Genomic DNA, 19,953 nt, shown 5'->3' with positions numbered 1-19,953 from the left:
TCTTCGAGAACAGGCCCAAAACGCGGCCGCCGAGGCAGCGGACCGTTTTCGCCAAGTCCGCTCCCGGACCGTATTTCAGGAGAAAAACGAGGACTGCGCTGTTCGCTCGGCGGGCATGCTGATCCTCGCGGCGTCAGGCGTCGCCGCCTGCTGGCTCGCCTACCGGGCGGTGCAGTCGATGCGGGCGACGGCGACTCCCAAAACCGACGACGACTATGACAGGGTCGACGAGGCGTCGATGGAGTCCTTCCCCGCGAGCGACCCGCCGTCATTCAGCCCGGGCACTACCTGAGACGGAACGCGGCAATTGATCCACTCGTCGTCCACGAAACGCCTCAGCAGCCACCGCAAAGTGTGGTCAATCTGTCGCCAGTGGGCTGAGAAGTTCACAGCCGCTCCCGGCGTGGTCGAGACAAAGCCCTGAGGCTGGAGGCGAACGTCCCAGTTTTCCTTGCGTGCTTCGGCGTTGACGCGATCGGCAAGTCGGTTGGCCCACACAATCCCGAACCGGTCGCGGAAATCGTTCCACACGTCGTTCCAGGTCCTCGGGCCGATCGCTCGAGGACGCACGTTCATGATCGCCGAGGCAATCGGGAGCATCACGAGTGCGACCGCGATCACGCGATACGCGGCAGCATTCGCCCCACCTGGATCTTTTCCGAGAGAGACGATCAGCAGGATCTCGGCAATCATCGTCATGAGCGCGATCAGAACGAAACGCGTTCCGAGGAAGTTTCCCGTCCCCATGACCAGCACCAGGCCGAACCCGACCAGGTGAGGCGTCTCCAGGATCAGTCGATCGGGACCGCGGGGCATCCAGCAGAGGGCGACCGGCCACAACAGGACCGCGATCAGCGGAACGATTACGAACCCGTTCCAGACACGGACCGTCGGCCGGCGCGCTCCGAGGACAGCGATCCACGGACACAGCGTCAGCACGGCGGCGACATACCACAGCTGCCCGACCGCCGAGGCCCCTGGGCCCATCATCACGGACGCTCCTGCCGCAACCGCCCAACTCACTGAGGCGGTCACTGCCCACATCCAGGCCGTTGTCAGGGTGGTTCCACACACGGCAGGCTGGAGCACGACGACCAACCAAGTGGTCGCGAGTGTCGCGACGAAGGTGATGATTTGTGCGATCATCAGGGAATCGTGTGCAGGGGGCGCCCCTGACGGGTCGCGGCCGGGTGGGTGAACGAGTCGATGTGGTTACTGGACGACGTGATTGCTGCCGTGGCTTCCGCGCCCGGTCCCGGCCGCCGAGGCATCGTGCGAGCCAGCGGGCCCGGAGTCCAGTCTGTCGTCGCGGGGATGGTTCCGGTGTCCGACGGCGCACTCCATTTCGGCCGGGCAACCCGCTTTGAAGCGCTGCTTCAGGTTGACGGCCTGTCGACGCCGTTGCCGGCGGCTGTGTGTGTCTGGCCCGACCATCGTAGCTACACCGGCCAGCCTACCATCGAGATCCACACGATTGGCTCACCACCGATTCTGAACGCCATCGTCCAGGACCTCGTCGACCGGGGCGCGCGTGTCGCCTGCCCCGGCGAATTCACCCTCCGTGCGTTCCTGGCGGGCAAGATTGATCTTGTCCAGGCGGAGGCCGTCCTCGGAGTGATCGACGCCGATTCGACGACTCAGCTGCAGCAGGCGCTCACCCAACTCGCCGGCGGCGTTTCCGCACATATGCGGGCCCTCCGCGAACAGTTGCTCATTGACCTCGCCGACCTCGAGGCCGGCCTCGACTTCGTGGAGGAGGACATCGAGTTCGTCGATCGGGAAGCGATGACCGCGCGACTCAACCAGGCTGTCGAATGGCTGTCGCAGCTCAAGGAGCATTCCCGCGCGCGGGGTCAGACCACAGGGCGTAAGTCCGTGGTTCTGGCCGGTCTTCCGAACGCAGGCAAGAGCACTCTCTTCAACGCCCTGATCGGCCGCAGTGCGGCGGTCGTTTCGCCGGTCGCCGGGACGACGCGGGATTGGCTGATCGCCCCCATCGAGTTCGACGGCGTTCCCATCGAACTGGTCGACACCGCGGGAGCCGAAGAGGGAACCGATGCCATCTCCTCCGATGCCCAGCGGGCCCGCCGGGAGCGACTCGAACAGGCGGACCTCATTCTCTGGTGCATCGCCGCCGATGCGACCGCGGAAGAACATCACCAGGACCACGCCGTCCGACAGACGTTCGTCGCCCGTCACCGCGAACTCCTCGAAGTGACCACCAAGATCGATCTCGCGCCGGAGCGCGGTCGCGGGGCGCTTTCCGTCAGCGTCGCCGGGGGAGTCGGTCTCAACCAGTTGCGGACGTTACTCAGGGCCCGGCTGGCGACCGGCGGCGACCGGGGCGAACTCCTCTCCACGACGCTGGCCCGTTGTACGGAAAGCCTGGACCTCGCGAGCGAGGCGCTCGAGCGCGCAGCCGAATTCTCGCGAAGCCGCGGGGGAGAAGAACTCGTCGCCTTTGAACTCCGTCGCGGCCTGGAATCGCTCGGCGAGATCGCCGGAGTCGTTTATACCGACGACCTGCTGGACCGCATCTTCAGCCGGTTCTGTATTGGAAAGTGAAGCTCAGCGATGTCCGATGAACTGCGTCAGAAGGTGCTCGATCTCAAGATCGATCGGATCGAACGCCACATCTTTCTCTGCGCCGACCAGACGAAGCCCAAGTGCTGCGATAAGGAGGCCGGGCTCAGATCGTGGGATTATCTGAAAGCGCGATTAAAGGAATTGGGGCTGGCGAATCAGGGCGTCTGTCGATCGAAGGCCAACTGCCTGCAGATCTGCCTTCAGGGCCCGATCGCCGTCGTTTACCCCGATGGCGTCTGGTACCACTCCTGCACGCCCGAGGTCCTTGAGCAGATCATCCAGAAGCACCTGATCGGCGGCGAAGTCGTCGAAGAGTACCGCGTCGACACGTCACCCCGCTGTGCGGACTCCTGAGCCGCTACTTCACGATGTGGTCGGGGTACTCGTAGCGTCCCACGTGGCTCTGCAGCCATTCGAAGTAGAAGCGGATTCCGCGATCGTGCGGGCCGGTTCCATACCCTCCCATTTCGAAGTGCGGACCCGTTCCACTCGGCCCGCCAATCGACTGCGTGTACGACGTGTTGAGGACGTACCCCACATTCGGCGCGGCACGGTAGCGGTCCCATTCCGCGATGAGGGACGCTTTCTGTTCGGGTGTGAAGATGCCGTCCTGCCCGAACACGTCCCTCCTCAGTGACTCGATGTTGAGGGCGTACCCGTTCGCTGGAATCGGGTCCTCTTTCTGGATGAGATGCAGGTCCATTCCTGCAAATTCCTTCGACGAGCTCGAATGCGTTTCGGTGGTCACTCCCGCCTTGATGCCCGGCGCCACCGCATGAAACCAGTTGGCCGCGACCGATTTCTTCGTCGAACCGCCAGGCTCCCGAAAACCCTCGTGCGCGATACGTGTCGGATGATCGAACTCGTACATCAGGTCGACGATCACATTGCGGATCATCCGTGTTTCGAGAAACCTCGCGGTCTCCTCGATCGCCCTGCGAATCGCTTCCTCATCGCGAAGCTCCTGGTCCTTGATCGGCGTGATGACTCCGATCAGGAGCACCATCCCGCGGCGGTCGGCCTCCCGCGCCAGCCATTCCAGTCGCCACGCAAAGTCCGGATTCAGAAGTCCGAATTCGCCGAACGGGTTCGCGCCTGCCTGGATGTCCGGATACCCGCCATGCGCGGCCTGGAGGTAGACCGAGAGGAGATTGATCCCATGCTCGGTGTAACTGTCGAGGTTACGGACGAGGCGTTCCGTCAGCGCCCGGTCGCGGAGGGCATGAACGCACCGCAGTCCCCACAGGCGAACCGGCTTTCCGCCGAGAAACGCGCTGTTGCCGCGGACTTCGAACTCCTTCGTCGGCGTCGGCGGATCAGGCAGTGGCAGCAGGTCGCCGGCCTCGATGTACGCCGTAGGACAGCGGCACGCGGCGCAGAGCACCAGCAGTCGAAACAGAAGGCGGCTCATCGATTCCTTTCGCGGCAAATGGTGTCTATCGGGCGAGAACGGTGAAGTCGTCAAAGTCGGTGACGGCGTCCGCGCGTGTCCACAGGCCGACCTGTCCCACGTCGAGAAAAGTATCGTCGTCTGCTTCGAGCAGTTGTTCACCATCGAGTTCACCGATGATCCGCGGGCCGATCGACGTCACCCGCAGCGTATGCCATTCGCGGTCGCCCCCCGGGATGTCCGCGTGGTCGAGCTGCGTCAGCTTTCCGGATTCCATCTTGTACAGCTTCAGATTCGGGCGGCGCGGGCCCGTCCGTGGGACCAGCGGGTTGTAGCGCACGGCGTAGAAGTTGTTCGTATCTTTTGCCCTCCAGATCATGCCGCCCCCCTGCTCCGTCTCGCCGGTGACGGCCTTGAGGCGGACCGTCAATTCGACGTCGCGATAGCTCGTGGAATTCGCCAGTGCGATGTTGCTTGCATCCATCCGGCGTTCGCCGCGTTGCGACAGAACTTCGCCCGTCCCGACTTCCCACCGTCCGGTCGCCACACTCAATCCCCGGGCCATCGCCCCCGGCTCATCGCCGGAGAAGTCCCAGGTCCGGAGCCGGGCCGGAGGTGCAGCAAAGCCCGACTGCAGGAGGAGAACCGAAAGGACGGCCGGCCGCGCGAACCGCAGTCGACGCAAGGGCTGCGGCATCACGGCGATCCCGCATCGATCGAGAACTCGGCGGACGGAAGGTGCCGCGGATATTCCCAGCGGCCGACGTTGTCGCGGACCCAGTCGTAGTAGAACCGGATTCCGCGGTCGTATTGACTCGTTCCGTAGCCCCCCATTTCTCCATGCGGCGCCGTCCCGCTGTAGTTCGTGATTCCCTGCACGTGCCCTGAGTGGAACATGAACACCGCGTGCGGCGCATCGAGATAGTTGCGGCAGTTCCGGAAGATCGCCTCTTTGTGCGTGGCATTGAAGATGCCGTCGTTGTTGAAATCGTCTTCGCGGATCGGCTCGGCGTTGATGACCCACCCTTCCTTCGGGATCGCCGCCCCTTTCTGGATGATGCAGACGTCCATCCCCGGATAGGTCACGCCCGTGTCGGCCTTCCAGTGCGCGCCGACTCCGCATTCGACATCCGGGTTGATCGCCTTGAACCACCCCTGCATCTTCGCCTTCTTCGCCGCCCCATCGGGCTCGCGAGTCAGCGGCTGGTCGGCCCGCTGCACGTGGTTGAACTCGTCGCACAGGTTCACGAACACGTTCCGAAGCTTCTTTTCTTTCAGGAACTTCGCGGTCTCCTCGAGGGCCACCTGCATGTCGGCCTCATCGTAGAAATCCTGGTCCTTACGGGGCGTGATGCATCCGAGCATGACGACCATCCCGCGTTTGTCGGCCTCGCGAACGAAAAACTCGATGCGCCGCACAGTCTCGGGCAGCAGCTTGCCATGGCGCGAGTAGCCGTTGAATCCTGCGTCGCCATCGGGGAAGCCGGCGTTCACCCCCTGGATGAACGCGGCCACCATATTGATGCCGTGGGCGTTCATGTTGTCAAAGTTGCGGACGAACCGTTCCGTCACCGCGTCGCTGTAGAACGCATTGCCACACCGGAGTCCCCACAGATCGATTTCCTGTCCGCCAAGAAACGCCCGCTGGTTACGGATCTCGAATTCTTTCGTCTCGGCCGGAGGCGCCGGCGGCGGAACGAGGTATCCGGTCCCGCTTGCTTTGAAATCGTCGAACGACGACTGTGCGTCCGCCTTCGACCACAACCCCACACGTCCGTACCCGCGAATCGACTGATCCTCGACGGCCATCTCGTGTGCTCCGTCGAGCGTACAAACGATCGATGCTCCGTTCATCGTGACCCGCAGAGTGTGCCACTCCTTGTCGCCTGGAACTTTCACGCTGCCGAGTTGCGAGCGGACTCCATCCACAACCTTGTAGACGCGGAACGAGTCTTCGAGCGGGTTGAACCGGGCCACGTAGTATGTCTTCGCGTTCTTCGCCCGCCAGACGATTCCGCCTCCCTGGTCGACGACGCCCGCGCTGGCCTTCAGCCGGACCGAAACCTCCAGGTTCTCGAGCAGCGTGTCCGGTCGCAGGATCAGGTTGAAAACAGAATCCGCGCTGGTTGCCGTCTGCTGCAGCACCTTCCCAGGACCGTCGTTCGCAACGACCCAGGTCCCGATGGCCGTCCGGAAGCCTGCAGGCCCAGCGCCGCCGGTATCGAGGTCAAATGTCCACACCTGCGAGATCGGTCTCAGGACGTCGTCTGCGGACACGATCGAGGCTGCGAAGAGTGGAAACGCGAGAATCGCGACGCATCGCCGAAGCAGGAGCATGCCGAGCCTTTCTGGGTAGAGGCGCAATTTCTTGCACTACGCGCCGCCTCCGGCAAGTGTTGGACTCGGAAGTCGACGTTTCCGAGGTCCGGCCACGAGCAGGCCGGACCGCAATCGGCGCGTTTCAGACCACACAGCTGTCCGCCGCGCCCCCCCTCCGATCCGAAACGGCCGATGCTCAGTGGCTGGCCCGCTCTCAATTCTCGGCCCGGACGCTTGACGTGAGGACATCCAGCGGGTTTGATGTCCGCCCCGACGCGAAGGATTTTTGAGTTCTCAAATCGGGACCCGATACCGGATTTTCGCGAACCCGGTCCTTTGGGACGTCTCCTCAAGTCGTTAGATTGAACGCTCTTGAGCAATTTGCAGCCCCTGTAGCTCAGTTGGTAGAGCAACTGACTCTTAATCAGTAGGTCCAAGGTTCGAATCCTTGCGGGGGCACTCTTCCTAGGTTGTGGCGGGGCTTTGACTTGTGTCGAAGCCCCGCTGACGACCCGACTCCAAAAAACGGCGTTGGGTCACTCTTTGGTCACTAATTTTAGTGACCAAACAGGGTTCACCAGACCGGGAAGACAGTGATGAACAAGCCTTTCTACAGGCGACAGCGGGGCGTGTGGGCCGTTCGCATCGACGGCAAGCTGGTCACTCTTGGCCACGACAAGACGGAAGCCTGGAAGCGCTGGCACGAACTGAGCGCCGCTCCACGGGTAGACTCACCGATCGCGGCGGAGATCATCGACTGGTTCCTGGCGTGGTCGGAAGATCATCAGGCCGGGAGGACGACCAAGTTCTACCGGTTCTTCCTGGACACGTTCAAACCGATGCTCGACCGGCTGACGGTCGCGGACCTGAAGCCGTTTCACGTTTCCCGCTGGCTCGACAAGCGGAGCTACACCGGCACGACCGGGAATTGTGGCGTCCGCGCCGTCACTCGGCCGTTCTCATGGGCGGTCAAGCAGGGCATCATCGAGCGCAACCCGCTCCACGGTGCCGAGCGGCCGTCAGCCAGCCCGCGGGAGTGCTACCTGGCCGATGCTCAGCTTGACGCCATCTTGAAGGCCATTCCCGATCGCGAGTTCCAAGACTTCGTGGAGTTCGCCCGAGAGACCGGCGCACGTCCGCAGGAAATACGGGCGGCCGAGAAGCGGCATTTCCAGAACGGGACGCTGACCTTTCCGCGGGCCGAGTCGAAGGGGAAGCGCCGTCAGCGGGTCATCGTCCTGAACGCCAAGGCCCTGGCCATCGTCCAGCGTCTGGCCGTGAAGCATCCTGAAGGCCCGTTGTTCCGCAACACGGATGGCGCGGCCTGGACGGCGTTCGCGCTCAACTGCCGCTGCCGGAAGCTCCGGGCGAAGCTCGGGTTCGCGTTCTGCTGTTACGCGGTTCGGCATACCTGGATCACGAATGCGCTGCTGAACGGTGTGGAACCGCTGACCGTCGCGACCCTGGCCGGTCATGTGAACATCAACATGATTTGGTCGACGTACCAAAAGCTGTCGATGCAGCAGGATCACATGAGGGCTGCCGCTGAACAGGCGTCGAGACGCAAGCAGGCTTGATTCCGCGCCGTTTTTGCGCCGAAACCCGGTCGATCCTGGCCGGGTTTCGGTCATTTGCGGCGCGCCGTTTTGCGCCGTGAATCCACTGAATCGGACGGCGTCACCGGCTATATTGGTAGCCGGCCGAAAACCAGTTGCTTTGGCTCAATTGGGCGTCTTTGCGGGAGACCATCCGTGGCGGCAGAAGATGAACTGCGTGCTCGAATCAAACGATTGGAAGCAATCGTTGCCGCGCTGTTGGTGTCGGACTACGACGCGCCGCCCTACGTCTTTGAAGAGTTGTTTGACCTTGGCCCCCTATTCGAACGTGATGGTTTAGGACGCTTCCTGCGATATCTCGCAGCGGTGCGACCTGGATATCCGAGGGAAGCGTACCGAAGTCTCGATGAGCGGCTGTCTAACCTGGCGGCATCAACTCAGCAACTTCAGGCTGACGCTCATGCCATCTTTGCAGTCCAAAGCATGGGGATCGACCTGGATGAAGTTCGTATCCACCGGTTCCTGCCGGTCCGTGTGTATGTCGATCGTGAAGACCCGGAAGCCGTCGCCGAAGTCGAACGAGCCGTCAATGACACACTGGATGCCTTCGGCTTGGATGTCGCCGATGAGTTCCCGCCACAGCAAGGATCATGGTTCAAGAAATGGTTCGCACGCTCAAAGGAGATCGCGACCAGTGAAGAAATGAAGGACGTTGGCCGGAAGATGAAACGTGCCGCCGAACTACATGGCATGGAGCGAATGCAGGCCGAAATCAACGAGATTCAGGCCAATGCCATTGCAACGTTGACGGATAAGGCAAAAGAGTTTGACAACGCCGCTTTCCAGTGCGGGACCGCCCTCGTTGTCGTCACAACGGATGATGCCGGCCGAAAGAATACCGTTGGCGTGACGTTGACCGCTGCTCAGGCCATTGCCCTGGAGAACAATCAACAACTTCTCTACTCGCCGGGAACGCTCTTGCGGCAACTGAAGAAAATCTGCGACGGCGACTCAGATGAAGAACGAATCGTAGAGACGCCAAGGCAACGACGGCTAAGGAAACGCAACTCTGGTAACGAACAATGAGCCAAGATCAAGATGTGCCGGCCGCCGCAACCGAAGCTCCAAACGGGCCGCCCACAGTCTTCATTTCGTACACCCACGAATCGCCTGAACATAAGCGATGGGCCGCACAACTTGCCGTGGACCTGCGCAAAAACGGCATCAATGCGGAGATCGACCAATGGGCGACAACGCTCGGCAGTGAATTGACTCTGTTCATGGAACAGGGGATCACGAAGGCGGATCGTGTTCTGTTGATTTGCACGCCGACCTATGCCCAAAAGGCGAACGAAGGGCAAGGCGGAGTTGGCTACGAACGTCTGGTCATCACCAGTGAAATCGCGAAGCAAATCGCCACCGACAAATTCGTCTGTGCGCTGCGGGCGGGTGATGGTGACTCCGTTCCGATCTTCGCTCGGACCCGGCGCTATGTCGATTTTCGAGACGACTCCAGTTACCGAACAAGCCTTGAGGAACTGGCCCGCGACATTTTGAAGGCTCCGGCGCTCGTCAAGCCGGCGATTGGGCCGAATCCCTTTCTGACCGAATCCCCAATCCGCATCGCGGACGGTCCGGCCCTGGTCAGCGTCAGCGCATCGGCGAACATCGAAGACGTCTTCGCGAGAGCGGAACAGTTGCTTCGTGTAAATGATTTGCTCGGCTGGAAGCGACTTCAGCAGAACACCCGTCGTGATGTCTTCGCGTCATTGCTCCAGTGGAGTACCGATGCCGACAAGCGATGCGAGTCTGACGAGGAACTTTTCACTCGACTAAAGAACGCTTGCGTTCGTGCGGCCCCACTCATGTTGTTGGGGATGCTCGGCATCGCCTCAGAGAAAGATCGACTGACAGACCAGCGAGGATTGCTGTTTGACTTTGTCGAGATACCGGGCTGGAAGGGCGCAGGAACGGTTTGGGTTATCGAGTCGCCTCAGACCCTTGCCTTCATCTACAGCCACTTCGCCGGTGCCATGCTCACTGCTGACGGTCATCGGGCGTCCGCGCTGCGATTGCTCCACACGAAGGTTCCCGCAGAAGCCGGATCGACGTTCTATCAGGAGGTCTACGCGAGTCCGCAGTTGATGGGATGGGTTAAGAGTCTGGACAACCACCTGGCCGAAAGTTGGACGTTGTTGTTTGCACTGTGGGAAGAACAAAGTTGGCTGACGCATTTCTTCCCCGACGTCGAACGATTCAAGCTCGCACTCTCCGGCTACTCGTTACTGGCGACCTTGGCCGACATGGCAGCGTTCATCAAGAGCGGCAAAACTGAGATCGACAGATACAATCACACCGCTCCGCCAACCTTCCTGATGGACGTCATGCGTGGAAAGGGGTCAATGACCCGAATCATCTCATCCGTGTTGCCCGATGCAGAAGCGGTCTCCGAACTCTGTCGAGAACTTGGCGTCGAAGAAGCGGCTTTCCGATCACTGTGGCCAAGCTGGATTGAACGAAGCATCGCCCGACAGGCGAGCATCTTCAGGCCGACGTCTTCACTTATTGCTATGTCCAAGAACCTTCCACAGTTGCCGTGACCTATGGCGGAAGATCAACCTGCACCGACTTCAGAGCCATAGTCATCGTTTTACCTTCTCAAGCCATTCCGGCGGCACGATGTTCCAGATTTTCACCTTTTCACCAGCCGCACGGGCATCCGCTTGATCCTTGTAGACTTCGGCCTGTTGAGGCGCGTTGCTCCACGCTGGTCCGGCCCAATATCGAACGTCATCCGGCGGCGGGTTTGGCACATAGAACATCTGGCCTTCGTATCGGCGAAGCGCTCGAATGATCCAATTCTGCTCACGCGGAATGATTTCCACGGACATCAGAGGAAGCCCGCGGATTCCATCCGGTGGCATGTCGGGAAACCGAAAGCGGCCGATCGCGAATCGCTTTGTCTTTCCTTCTGGTGTTTCGCAAACCAACCGGGCGCTGTCGCATGATCGCAGAGCAGGCCAGTCTTCCCGCTGCATGATCGTGTGAAGACTAAAGCTGACAAATTCTCGCGGTGGTAGCTCCAGCGTCTCCAATGAGAACGGTCCCTCTTTCTTCATGATGTTTCGATGCAGCTTGTCTCGGGGCAGTGTGAACTCAACGACGGAACCGATGTACGACGTGCGACAGAACTCCATCCGAAAATTGTGCAGGCCGGTGGTTTGCGTCTTGTTGCTGAAGAACCTGACTTCGCAGTCCAGACTGACCAAATCCTCAGAAGGATAGTTCCGCGCCATGAATGGATTGAAATTGAGTGTCGGACCGAAATAGACATCTTCGGCGATGAAATTGATCCGACGGCGTGACTCAACGATCCACAGGTAGATTCCGCCAACGGCCGCGGTCCCGACAGTGCCGATGACGATACCTTTGGCCTGATCCCACAGTCCCGCCCAGAATGACGGGTTGCCCGCTTGCTCATCTAACATCAGTTGGCCCTGTTCACGGCAGCACGAAAGGACGACATTCCAGCAAACTATCGAACGAGCACGTTCCATGCACTGCCAGCGATTCTCAGAGGGATAACATGTGGCGGATGCAATCAGGCGACCGAGTTCTGACGCCGGCCGAATGGTGCTGCCTGGCCATCGGTGTTGACTACCTGTTCGATCAGGTTCAGGCCGATGTCGATGATGAGACCGACGAAACCGAGACCGGAATCGCCGTCTTCGATCGGCTGACCGCTGAACAGAAAGTGCTGATTCTGGCCGAGACGGCGGAAGCGTTGGTGCGCCAGAATGTGCCTTGCCCGGAACTGAACGCCGTTCGGGAAGGAACGGTCGCTGCGATGTTCGCTTCACTCGAACTCATGCTCGGGTTCGAGGTCGAGATCGACGAACGGTCGTCCGTGCGCTGGGCGCTTCAGGCCGCGCTGGCCGACGATCCTCCCGAGGAGATGCCCGCGACGAGTTGCAATGACGGTTCAGACTGGCAACCGCTGGTCGAGTATTTCATGGACCGCGTCCTGTGGGATCGCGACTTCATGGTCGAAGAGATGGCCGACCTGGACCCGGACGTCGCGGCGGAGGTCGACGACCATCTCAGGTTCGGCGACGGGTACTTCTCAGCCGTTGCCGCGGAGCCGGACGCCGCGATGTTGAAGGCCGCACGCGAGAAGTTGAAGCGACTCATCAAGGCAGCGCCAGAGCTTCCACCTGGCCCGTAGGCTGCGTTGGAGGAAGTGGCTGGTAGGTCTGGACGTCGTCGCCAGCCGGCCCGTTTAAGAGGCTTTGATTACCGCGTACCAGCACTCAGGTGGGCTAATGGGCTAACTTTGGCCCTCTTACATTACCCCTATGGAAGTGTTATCTACTGCTGTATCTTTCCATGAGAGTGATGTAAAAGGGACAAAGTTAGCCCATTGTCCCTCTGGCTCTTATGAAGCGACTGCTAACTACGACTTTACGTCGACCTGACGCGGCTGGGCCAAGTCTCTGTCGTGGCAGAGTTGTCCCACTGTGGCAGCCCGCAGCCCTTCAGCGTCCCGAGCTTCACGGCGGGTAGACAAGTAGACAACTTTGTCTCGATTACATTACCCCTATGGAAAGTTTAACTTGTATTGATAACTTCCCATGAGAGTGATGATAACTAGACAAAGTTGTCTACTTGTCTACCGCGTCACTCGCAAAGCATGACCAGCCTGGACGTTGTGGATAGACGCCGCGGCCGGACAACTCTGGCTGTGAATCGTGAGTTGTCTTCCGCGTCATTGTCCGTCCGCCGCGGTGTCGCGATCCTGAATGCCGCGTTGTCATGCCTGAGCGACACCGCGTTGTCGCGAATCTGAGACGCCACGCTAAACACAACTCATTGGCACTATTTGGCTTGCGTATTATTTCAAGTCCATATCTCCAAATAACTTGCGCGCGGTTGGCGAACACTGTCCGCCGTGTTAGCAGGTGGTGCCGCGCTAACCAGCACCACCACTACAAGCCCGCGTAACCCTCCCGACCGCCGCGACTGCTACAACCGGACCCCGCCCGAGACCGGAGCTACTGACTACTGAGCAGTGAGTCGCGTCGCCGTAAGGCTCTGCTAAGAAATGAGTTCTGTCTTGCGATCGCCCGCGTTGTCACGATTTGGTCACTGATCCTGGCCACGGGCAGCCCGTCGCCTGGCCGCCGCGATCCGGTCCGATCGTAGGGGAGGGGTCAAATTTGACGGTCGCACCGGTCGTGCCGCCATGCCCTTTCTGCCGAGCCCTATTCGCTGCGGGCGGCCGGCTGCGGTCTGCTCTGCCGCGTCCACACCGCTCAAGGCAACGATTTCTTCGCAGCCTCCAACCATTTGCCAATTTTGTGAACAGCGCCCCTGTTCTTGCCCTCAATAGGAGATGGACACACTTCTCCACTGAGTTCACCCGATGCAGACCGTCATCACTGAAATCATCACCGCCGACGCGACTTCGATCGTCGCCGTCTGGAAGATCATCGACCGCATCCGCGAGCGCCTGCCGGCATCGGGCCGCCCGCGGCGTGACGAGGTCGTCGGCGCACTCTCCGAACTGGGCTATCGCCTGATTTTCACCGGCGGCTGTCTCCACGCGAGCGGCTGCCGGCTCTCCGCATAACGCCGGCCCCGGTGGAACGAACCACGCCGGGGCCATCTTACTCCGTGACCTGTGTAGGTCACGGCTACGCGCCGCCGATGTGTTCCGGCGGCGCGGCTCTTACACGCGCGGCGTGTCGCCGCTCGTTACTCAGCGTCGAAAACGCTGGGGGTACATTTCCAGCGTGGCGACAGCCACGATCGCCGTCCGCCTTGTGTTCGGCGGACGGCCCGCACACATGCACGACGAACTCCGCCCGATCTTCGATCGTGTCGCCGGCCCTGGCATGCTCGTCGCGATCGCGGCGAACTCCATTCGCCGGCAGATGACCAAGGCCCAGCGCAAGCGTTGGGGACTCGGCCGAGTGCAGCGCGAGCTACTCGCGCACTGCCCGACCAAGCCCACGCCATTCGGGCCAATGCTGACACCAACCGCCGCCGGCGCGGAGTTCACGGATTCACTGCGCCCGGCGGCGCGGTGAACACAACAGGTACATCAAATGCTTCACGAATTCGTCTCAGAAAACATGCTCGCCACAACCAGCCAAGGCGAAACAGCCACGGTCATCGGTGCGACGATGCACAGGGGAACAGCCGCCGAGCTTCCCAAGCTGAAGGCCGACGCCCTGGCAAAGCTCTGTCTCGCCAATGTCCTGGCCGGCCGATCCAACAATGTGGGTCGTCGTCTGCCCGAGCAAGAGCTACTGAGTCCACGCGAGATTGTCGACGGCGTGCCGCGCAAGCTGCCGCTGTTCTATGACGAAGCTGAGCGCGACGAATACAGGACTCAGCAGACCCAGCGGGCCGTCAACCAGCATCAACGCCATGAGGCGGAGAACAAGGTTGTCGATACGCGCAGCCCTGAACAGCGAATCAACGATTCTCTCCGCGCGAAAGAGAAACAAGAGGAACACGACAAGCTCTCAGAGACGACGAAAATGCGAATCGAGAGTGACCGTCGTCTGGCCGCTCAGCAGGTCGAAGCGACCCGCAACGAGCTTCGGAATGGAAAGGGCTACCGGGATGCCGTGAAGCGCCTGGACGACCTGGAGTTCATCGCGAAGTTCGACCCGAGCGTTGACGCCTTGGTCCGACCCGAAATCCAGCACCAACGCGCGATGCTCCGCTCACGCCTGGACGTCTCCGCCGTGATGCAGAACATCGAAGGGCTGAGCGCCGCCATCGTCAATAAGCAACCTGTGGAGACGATCAACTTCGCGGCTTCGGAGAACGTCGCCGAACAAATCGCGCAGCCGGCCGCCAAGCCGTGGGATCGTCCGCACCTGAAGTTCTACGACAGCGGCGTGACCTACTTCCGCCTGTACCACAAGGGCCAGACGCTCAACGTCTCCGCCGACCTTGTAGCCGGCAAGACCGATGACGAACTGGTCAAACTTTTCGAGACGGTGAAAGCATGACCGTCACCAACAGCATGGAATTCGATGGATGGCTTGAGGCCCGTACCCAACCCGGCAAAGGCTCATCGTTCGCGATCGTCCACAGCTACGTTCGCGAGGTCTACGGCGGCGTCGCTGGCATTTCCACCGACCGCTACTTCCGACGACTCCGCGAGCTTGGCCACTGCATCGGCACGAAACAGGGCGATGCGACGACCAACATCTGCCTGAAATCCTGACACTCCGCCGCGGGTCCGCCCGCGGTCCCCGCCGCCGTTTGAAGCATACGGCAGCGGGGTGACACACCTTTAACAAGAGACCAACAATGGAAAACGAACTGCTGAACTTTTTGATCGCTCACACTGTCGCCGGCACGTCGCACGCGCCCGAACTTTTGGATGCGTTCTTCACGAACCGTGGGGACAAGGTGACTTCCGGGTCCAATCGCGACTTGGGCCTGAAGATTCTGGCGAAGAACGGGTATCTCTCACCGGACGGCAAGAACGTCTGTTATCGCAAGCTCACCACGGACGGCGGCCTGGCCATGCATCCGATTCTCGGAACGCCGATCGCCCGCCGATGAACGTCGACGAATGGGTCGACGCCTTCATTGCCGACCGCTGCCAAGTCGGCGGCAATCTGAGCTTCACACGATTCCTAACCGCCGCCTGAGATCACTCGGGCGTTTTTGCTTCCTGGCCGGGAAGTGCTGACGGCCCTTTATGACCGCGGGCTAGTGAACGGCAACAGCGGCATCAACGTGGTCCTGAAAGGCAGACGATGCAGCGCGACCTTGAACGATTTCTTCGGAACAAGGAATCGGGCCAGTCATCGGTGAGAGAGTTCTTCAACGCTCTTTGTCGCGAAGAGGCGGTTCCACCGCTTCCGAAATACGAAGCCGAGTGTGAAAGGGAACTTCACGCTCGCCATCTCATCACGGATGGCACTGTCGCCGTCGCTGTTCGGGGGCGTGTATCGCCACCAAGACCACGCAAGGATCGCTCAGACACACCGCTGAACGATCGCCCATTCGGCTACCAGCTTTCCTGACCATGCGCTACCGCATCTCCCATTGCTCGTTTCCGTCGCCGCAGTTTCGGGGCTACCGGTGCTTCTGCCTTTCGGTGGAAGTCTCCGGCCAGTGGTACCGATTGACCGACGATCAAATGCACAAGCTCTTGGACACCCGTCGCGCCGAACTGATCGGCGGGACGATCAATTTCAAGTCGCCGCCTCTTCCCTTTCGCCCTGGAGCTTTCTTTTGAACGCCATTCAGCTTGCCGTTTTCATCATTCATCACACCGCGTTTGAGCAGTTCGTCAAAGAGGCTTTCCGTTTTGACTTCGACTATCACCTGGCGTCGCGGATGCCGGCAGGGTCGATCATCGAATATCGCGCGACCGGCCTGGCCAATGCGCCTGACAGCATCCGCGACAAAGCCGCTCGTCTGTTGAGCGGGAAGCGGGTCAATGACCCCGCGACGATTCTCAACGTGCTGGTGGATCGGGAAATCATCCCGCCTGGCACCTATCGCATCGACACCCGCGAAGCGTCGATTGCCACACCAAAGCCCGACAAGCCGTGGAAGCTCGGCCGGCTCAAGATCACGGGGATGTTGGTCTGATATGTCTGAAGAGATCAAACAGGTACTCGGCTTCGACGTCGCCGATGGCATCTCCAATCTGGAGAAGTTCGGGCAATCGCTGTCGAACGTCAGCGGCCGGCTGACTCGATTCGGAACGGCTCTGGACAAGTTCAACGCTCGATTCAGCGGAACCCCGGCTTCGTTCAACGCCACGACGGCCGCCGCTGACCGGATGGAACAATCCGTCTCTCGGCTGACCACGTCCACAGCTCTGCTCGCGCGCATCGTCTACACCCAACTTGTCATCAAGGGCTTGCGGCTGACTGAGCAAGCAATGGTCGATGCGGCCGGCCGTGCTGCTGAGCTTCAAATCGAGTTGGCCAAGGTCTCGACCGTCGCGGGCGACACGTTCAGCGGCATCGGTGACATTGGCTCTTCTGTCGCCGATCAGTCGAAGGCGCTGGGCATCGACCAACTGGAAGTTGCGTCCGGCTTGTATCAGGCACTCCAGAACCAGATTGGCGGGACCAAGGCCGAGCTTCTCGATTTCAATCGGGTCGCGAGCCAGTTCGCCATCGGAACCGTCACGCAACAGAACACCGCTGTTGAACTGCTGTCGGGAACGCTCAACGCCTACGGCCTGGACGTGTCCCGAGCCGAAGAACTGGCGTCGAAGTTCAACAAGACAATCGAAGTCGGCAACATCGAAGGGGCGCAACTCGCGACCGTTTTCGGCCGAGTCTCCACGCGCGGCGCTGACCTTGGCGTCACGTTTGAGGAACTGAACGGCCTGTTGGCCACGCTCACGATCCGGGGCGTGAAGGCATCGGAAGCGGCAACGCAGGTCAGCGGCCTGTTGTCGGCCTTCACGAAGCCATCCGACGCCATGAAACGGGCGCTGGAGCAACTGAACGTCCCGAGCGGTGAATTCCTCATCCGCTCTGTGGGCCTGGCCGACGCTCTGAAACAGGTCGCCAGCACCACGGACGGATCATCGACGGCCCTGGCCCAACTGTTCCCCAACGTCCGCGCCCTCAACGGCGTGTCGGTCGCCGCCAGCGACAACCTGGAGCTTCTGAACAAGAACATCGCCGCCATCCGGGACACGTCGTCCGACCTAAACAAACAGCGGTTTGAAATCATCGCTTCGACGGATGCGAAGCGCGTCGCCAAAGAACTAAACGAGATCAAGATCGCGACGACCGAAGTCGGTGAAGCTCTGTTGCACACCACGGCCGAAGGGCTGAAGTTCGTCGGCGGCGCGGAGAACATTATCGCCACGGCGAAGAATGCCGCGCCCGCTATCGCCGCCGTCACGGCCGCGACCGCGGCCTATGTCGCCACAACCCGGCTTGCCGTGGTTCAGGGAACCGCCCTAGCCGGAGTGCTGACCAACCTGAGCAAGGTGGGACTGGGCATCGGCGCTGCGCTGTCGCTGGGCAACTTCATCGGAGACGCTCTCGACGACAGCCGCTTTGAGGCTGTGGACAAGCTGACCAAGGCCAATGAGCAGTTCGTCGAGAAGTTCGTTCAGGGTGAACGGATTCGCCTGGCCGCCTCGCGCCAAACCTTTGACACGCTGGTCAAACTGATTCAGGACGCAAGTCGCGAACAGGTCCGGGCCTTCGATGCCGCCAATGATGAAATCATGGCGGGCGAAAAGCGGCTTATCAGCGTCGCGACGGATTCGCTGCACCGCTTCATCGGAACCCGTGAGAGTCTGGTTCGTGAACTGGAGCAGGCCGCGAAACAGTCGGCCGACGCTGTGGAGCAGTCACAGCAGCGCGTTCGCAATCTGACTCAGTCGAAGTCCGATCGGAAGTTCGATGAGTCGCTGCGGGATGCGGGAGACGCTGAGAAGATCAGCCGGAACCTGTCCAAGGTCGTCACCGACGCCCGCAAGGCCGCCACGGCGCTGGGCAGTGCGCAGACCGATCAGCAGATTCAGGAAGCGCTGCGCCTGTTCGATTCCGCCGAGCGCCGGGCCGAGCAAGCCCGGTCCCTGGCCGAGTCATCGGGCAACCGTGGGGCCGAGAACACGGCCCTGGCGACGATCAACAAGCTGACCAATCAGCGGATCAACGCTGAGAAGTCGCTTCAGAGTCTCCAGACGGCCCGGCTGAATACGCTGAACGCTGAGACGGCCAAACAGCAACAGTTGACCGACAGCGTCAAAGCCAGCGCGAAGGAACTGTTGGACAACCTGCCGACAGTCGGCCTTGATCCACAGGAGCAGGCCAAACGCGCCGCCGCTCGCGAAGCGGCGATGCAGAACATCCTGAAGGCCGGGTTCTCGAAATCTGACATCAATCTCACGGACGCGCTCGGCCTGGCCAAGCTCGCGCAGGACATGGAACGGAACCCGCTTCCGATCAGCTTCAACGTCGAAGGCGCGGTCAACGAGTTGACGACCACCGTCCAGAAGAACCTGGACAACTACAAGTTCAACGTGAAGTTCGACGTTGCGGGTCTGGAAAACGCACTCGGGACGACGTTCAAAAGCCCGGATGAAGCGTCGGCCGGTCTCGCAAAGGCCGTCGCTGAAGCGGACAAGCTCCGCACGTCGATGTCTCAGGTCGAACAGGATCGCACGAAGGCCATCACCGGCGTGAAGGATGAAGTTCGCGCGTTGCTTGATTCCACCGGCGGATTCGCGAACTGGCTCAGTCGATCGCTGACGGTGGATCAGCCCACGGCGCAGAAAGCGCTGGGCCTGATTGACGAGTTCCGCACGAAGTCGGAAGCGCTGTTGCAGTCGACGAACGTCACGAAGGGCGACGTTCAGGACTTGTTCAAGTCGGTCGAAGCCCTGGCCCAACTCGAAAACGGGCTTGGCGGGTCGATCTTCGGCAGCGGCGGCGGTCTCAGTCCCGACATCGAAGCTCTGTCGAGAGTGACGGAGCGCATCCTTCAGATTGCGGACATGCCGACCGTCGACCCTGGACAGGTTGCACGTCTGCAACAGCTTGAGGCTGCCATTCAGGGAACGAACAACGCCGCCACAAACATTGAGAACGCTCTGAAGCGAGGGGCCGACTATGCGGCGACACGCCTGGAGCAGGCCGTGGCGCGGCTGCCGGTGAACAAAACGCTTGGGGGCCTGTCGTATCACGCGCAGGGCGGCGCAGCCCGCGGGACTGACACGATCCCCGCGATGCTGACGCCTGGCGAGTTCGTCGTGAATCAGCGGGCAAGTCGGAGGTTCTTCTCTGACCTGCAACGGATGAACGCCGGCATGGAACCGACCTACCGCAATGACGGTGGCGTCGTGAACAACACGATGGGCGACGTCAGCATTCAGGTCGACGGCTCGAAAGCTCCGCACCAAACAGCCGAAGCGATTGCCCGCAGCCTGAAGCGGGCGATGCGTAAGGGAACAATCAGCCCGTTCTGATCGACTACGAACCGAAGCCCGGCCATCACTGGCCGGGCTTTTTCGTTTAACAGCCCTCAAAATCGGCCCTCGTTCACTACCAATGACTTGCGCTGAGTGACGTTGCCAAAAGGCAACAC

Annotated in this window: 18 protein-coding genes and 1 tRNA gene; 14 read left to right on the top strand and 5 right to left on the bottom strand. The window is 60.8% G+C overall.

Translation table 11 applies throughout. From position 1 onward, the window contains the following. Window positions 1-213: 213 nt before the first annotated feature. The gene (locus tag Pan44_RS27300; RefSeq protein ID WP_197453935.1) at window positions 214-1,146 is read right to left on the bottom strand and encodes a hypothetical protein; all 933 of its coding nucleotides are present in this window, start codon (window positions 1,144-1,146) and stop codon (window positions 214-216) included. 60 nt (window positions 1,147-1,206) lie between these two features. On the opposite strand from Pan44_RS27300, the gene Pan44_RS08000 reads away from it, so the two are divergent. Both Pan44_RS08000 and Pan44_RS07995 read left to right on the top strand, forming a co-directional pair. After that, window positions 1,207-2,565: a tRNA modification GTPase gene (locus Pan44_RS08000; RefSeq protein ID WP_145028959.1), complete on the top strand. Its 1,359-nt coding sequence runs from the start codon at window positions 1,207-1,209 to the stop codon at window positions 2,563-2,565. 9 nt (window positions 2,566-2,574) lie between these two features. Further along, window positions 2,575-2,940: a (2Fe-2S) ferredoxin domain-containing protein gene (locus tag Pan44_RS07995; RefSeq protein WP_145028957.1), complete on the top strand. Its 366-nt coding sequence runs from the start codon at window positions 2,575-2,577 to the stop codon at window positions 2,938-2,940. A 4-nt stretch (window positions 2,941-2,944) separates the two neighbouring features. On the opposite strand, the gene Pan44_RS27295 is transcribed toward Pan44_RS07995, so the two are convergent. The 3 genes from Pan44_RS27295 to Pan44_RS07980 are packed head-to-tail and all read right to left on the bottom strand — an operon-like array spanning window position 2,945 to window position 6,313. After that, window positions 2,945-3,997 carry a hypothetical protein gene (locus Pan44_RS27295; protein ID WP_197453934.1) on the bottom strand — a complete coding sequence of 351 codons (1,053 nt, stop codon included), beginning with the start codon at window positions 3,995-3,997 and terminating at the stop codon, window positions 2,945-2,947. A 25-nt stretch (window positions 3,998-4,022) separates the two neighbouring features. Further along, window positions 4,023-4,673, bottom strand: a complete 651-nt coding sequence (locus Pan44_RS07985) for a family 16 glycoside hydrolase (RefSeq protein WP_145028955.1) — start codon at window positions 4,671-4,673, stop codon at window positions 4,023-4,025. Beyond that, window positions 4,673-6,313, bottom strand: coding sequence for a hypothetical protein (locus tag Pan44_RS07980; protein WP_145028953.1), 1,641 nt, complete (start codon window positions 6,311-6,313; stop codon window positions 4,673-4,675). Before Pan44_RS07980 ends, Pan44_RS07985 begins: the two co-directional genes overlap by 1 nt. A 368-nt stretch (window positions 6,314-6,681) precedes the next feature. On the opposite strand from Pan44_RS07980, the gene Pan44_RS07975 reads away from it, so the two are divergent. The 4 genes from Pan44_RS07975 to Pan44_RS07960 all read left to right on the top strand — a co-directional run bounded on the left by Pan44_RS07975 (window position 6,682) and on the right by Pan44_RS07960 (window position 10,451). Beyond that, window positions 6,682-6,754: transfer RNA gene (locus Pan44_RS07975), tRNA-Lys, on the top strand. 137 nt (window positions 6,755-6,891) lie between these two features. After that, window positions 6,892-7,872: a tyrosine-type recombinase/integrase gene (locus Pan44_RS07970; RefSeq protein ID WP_145028951.1), complete on the top strand. Its 981-nt coding sequence runs from the start codon at window positions 6,892-6,894 to the stop codon at window positions 7,870-7,872. 174 nt (window positions 7,873-8,046) lie between these two features. Beyond that, window positions 8,047-8,937, top strand: a complete 891-nt coding sequence (locus Pan44_RS07965; RefSeq protein WP_145028949.1) for a hypothetical protein — start codon at window positions 8,047-8,049, stop codon at window positions 8,935-8,937. Continuing rightward, complete coding sequence (locus tag Pan44_RS07960; RefSeq protein WP_145028948.1) at window positions 8,934-10,451, top strand: toll/interleukin-1 receptor domain-containing protein; 1,518 nt, start codon at window positions 8,934-8,936, stop codon at window positions 10,449-10,451. Before Pan44_RS07965 ends, Pan44_RS07960 begins: the two co-directional genes overlap by 4 nt. Before the next feature lie 42 nt (window positions 10,452-10,493). On the opposite strand, the gene Pan44_RS07955 is transcribed toward Pan44_RS07960, so the two are convergent. Further along, window positions 10,494-11,339 (bottom strand): hypothetical protein, encoded by an 846-nt coding sequence (locus Pan44_RS07955; RefSeq protein ID WP_145028946.1) that lies wholly within the window; start codon window positions 11,337-11,339, stop codon window positions 10,494-10,496. A 98-nt stretch (window positions 11,340-11,437) separates the two neighbouring features. On the opposite strand from Pan44_RS07955, the gene Pan44_RS07950 reads away from it, so the two are divergent. The 8 genes from Pan44_RS07950 to Pan44_RS07920 all read left to right on the top strand — a co-directional run bounded on the left by Pan44_RS07950 (window position 11,438) and on the right by Pan44_RS07920 (window position 19,834). Beyond that, window positions 11,438-12,076 (top strand): hypothetical protein, encoded by a 639-nt coding sequence (locus tag Pan44_RS07950; RefSeq protein ID WP_145028944.1) that lies wholly within the window; start codon window positions 11,438-11,440, stop codon window positions 12,074-12,076. A gap of 1,197 nt (window positions 12,077-13,273) precedes the next feature. Next, a complete protein-coding gene (locus tag Pan44_RS07945) occupies window positions 13,274-13,480 on the top strand; it encodes a hypothetical protein (protein ID WP_145028942.1) in 207 nt (68 codons plus the stop codon). A 112-nt stretch (window positions 13,481-13,592) separates the two neighbouring features. After that, window positions 13,593-13,940 (top strand): hypothetical protein, encoded by a 348-nt coding sequence (locus tag Pan44_RS07940; RefSeq protein WP_145028940.1) that lies wholly within the window; start codon window positions 13,593-13,595, stop codon window positions 13,938-13,940. Window positions 13,941-13,958: 18 nt separating this feature from the next. Continuing rightward, window positions 13,959-14,876 carry a hypothetical protein gene (locus tag Pan44_RS07935; protein WP_145028938.1) on the top strand — a complete coding sequence of 306 codons (918 nt, stop codon included), beginning with the start codon at window positions 13,959-13,961 and terminating at the stop codon, window positions 14,874-14,876. Beyond that, a complete protein-coding gene (locus tag Pan44_RS07930) occupies window positions 14,873-15,094 on the top strand; it encodes a hypothetical protein (RefSeq protein WP_145028936.1) in 222 nt (73 codons plus the stop codon). The genes Pan44_RS07935 and Pan44_RS07930 overlap by 4 nt, the downstream gene beginning before the upstream one ends. 86 nt (window positions 15,095-15,180) lie before the next feature. Then, a complete protein-coding gene (locus Pan44_RS07925; protein WP_145028934.1) occupies window positions 15,181-15,438 on the top strand; it encodes a hypothetical protein in 258 nt (85 codons plus the stop codon). 558 nt (window positions 15,439-15,996) lie between these two features. Next, window positions 15,997-16,479: a hypothetical protein gene (locus Pan44_RS27290; protein ID WP_197453933.1), complete on the top strand. Its 483-nt coding sequence runs from the start codon at window positions 15,997-15,999 to the stop codon at window positions 16,477-16,479. Between the two features lies 1 nt (window position 16,480). Beyond that, window positions 16,481-19,834 carry a phage tail tape measure protein gene (locus Pan44_RS07920; RefSeq protein WP_197453932.1) on the top strand — a complete coding sequence of 1,118 codons (3,354 nt, stop codon included), beginning with the start codon at window positions 16,481-16,483 and terminating at the stop codon, window positions 19,832-19,834. Window positions 19,835-19,953 lie beyond the last annotated feature (119 nt).

Origin of the sequence: Caulifigura coniformis, assembly GCF_007745175.1 — a bacterium.
GTDB classification, from domain to species: Bacteria; Planctomycetota; Planctomycetia; order Planctomycetales; family Planctomycetaceae; genus Caulifigura; species Caulifigura coniformis.
The sequence above is the reverse complement of the archived record's forward strand: the minus strand, read 5'-3'. Positions and strand labels throughout refer to the sequence as shown.

Bases quoted from the DNA above. Each gene is read 5' to 3' on its own strand.
- Pan44_RS07970 (WP_145028951.1), top strand. From the start codon at position 6,892: ATGAACAAGCCTTTCTACAGGCGACAGCGGGGCGTGTGGGCCGTTCGC.
- Pan44_RS07995 (WP_145028957.1), top strand. From the start codon at position 2,575: ATGTCCGATGAACTGCGTCAGAAGGTGCTCGATCTCAAGATCGATCGG.
- Pan44_RS27300 (WP_197453935.1), bottom strand. From the start codon at position 1,146: ATGATCGCACAAATCATCACCTTCGTCGCGACACTCGCGACCACTTGG.
- Pan44_RS07925 (WP_145028934.1), top strand. From the start codon at position 15,181: ATGGAAAACGAACTGCTGAACTTTTTGATCGCTCACACTGTCGCCGGC.
- Pan44_RS08000 (WP_145028959.1), top strand. From the start codon at position 1,207: ATGTGGTTACTGGACGACGTGATTGCTGCCGTGGCTTCCGCGCCCGGT.
- Pan44_RS07920 (WP_197453932.1), top strand. From the start codon at position 16,481: ATGTCTGAAGAGATCAAACAGGTACTCGGCTTCGACGTCGCCGATGGC.
- Pan44_RS07930 (WP_145028936.1), top strand. From the start codon at position 14,873: ATGACCGTCACCAACAGCATGGAATTCGATGGATGGCTTGAGGCCCGT.
- Pan44_RS27295 (WP_197453934.1), bottom strand. From the start codon at position 3,997: ATGAGCCGCCTTCTGTTTCGACTGCTGGTGCTCTGCGCCGCGTGCCGC.
- Pan44_RS07935 (WP_145028938.1), top strand. From the start codon at position 13,959: ATGCTTCACGAATTCGTCTCAGAAAACATGCTCGCCACAACCAGCCAA.
- Pan44_RS07945 (WP_145028942.1), top strand. From the start codon at position 13,274: ATGCAGACCGTCATCACTGAAATCATCACCGCCGACGCGACTTCGATC.
- Pan44_RS07980 (WP_145028953.1), bottom strand. From the start codon at position 6,313: ATGCTCCTGCTTCGGCGATGCGTCGCGATTCTCGCGTTTCCACTCTTC.
- Pan44_RS07960 (WP_145028948.1), top strand. From the start codon at position 8,934: ATGAGCCAAGATCAAGATGTGCCGGCCGCCGCAACCGAAGCTCCAAAC.
- Pan44_RS07985 (WP_145028955.1), bottom strand. From the start codon at position 4,673: ATGCCGCAGCCCTTGCGTCGACTGCGGTTCGCGCGGCCGGCCGTCCTT.
- Pan44_RS07950 (WP_145028944.1), top strand. From the start codon at position 11,438: ATGTGGCGGATGCAATCAGGCGACCGAGTTCTGACGCCGGCCGAATGG.
- Pan44_RS07955 (WP_145028946.1), bottom strand. From the start codon at position 11,339: ATGTTAGATGAGCAAGCGGGCAACCCGTCATTCTGGGCGGGACTGTGG.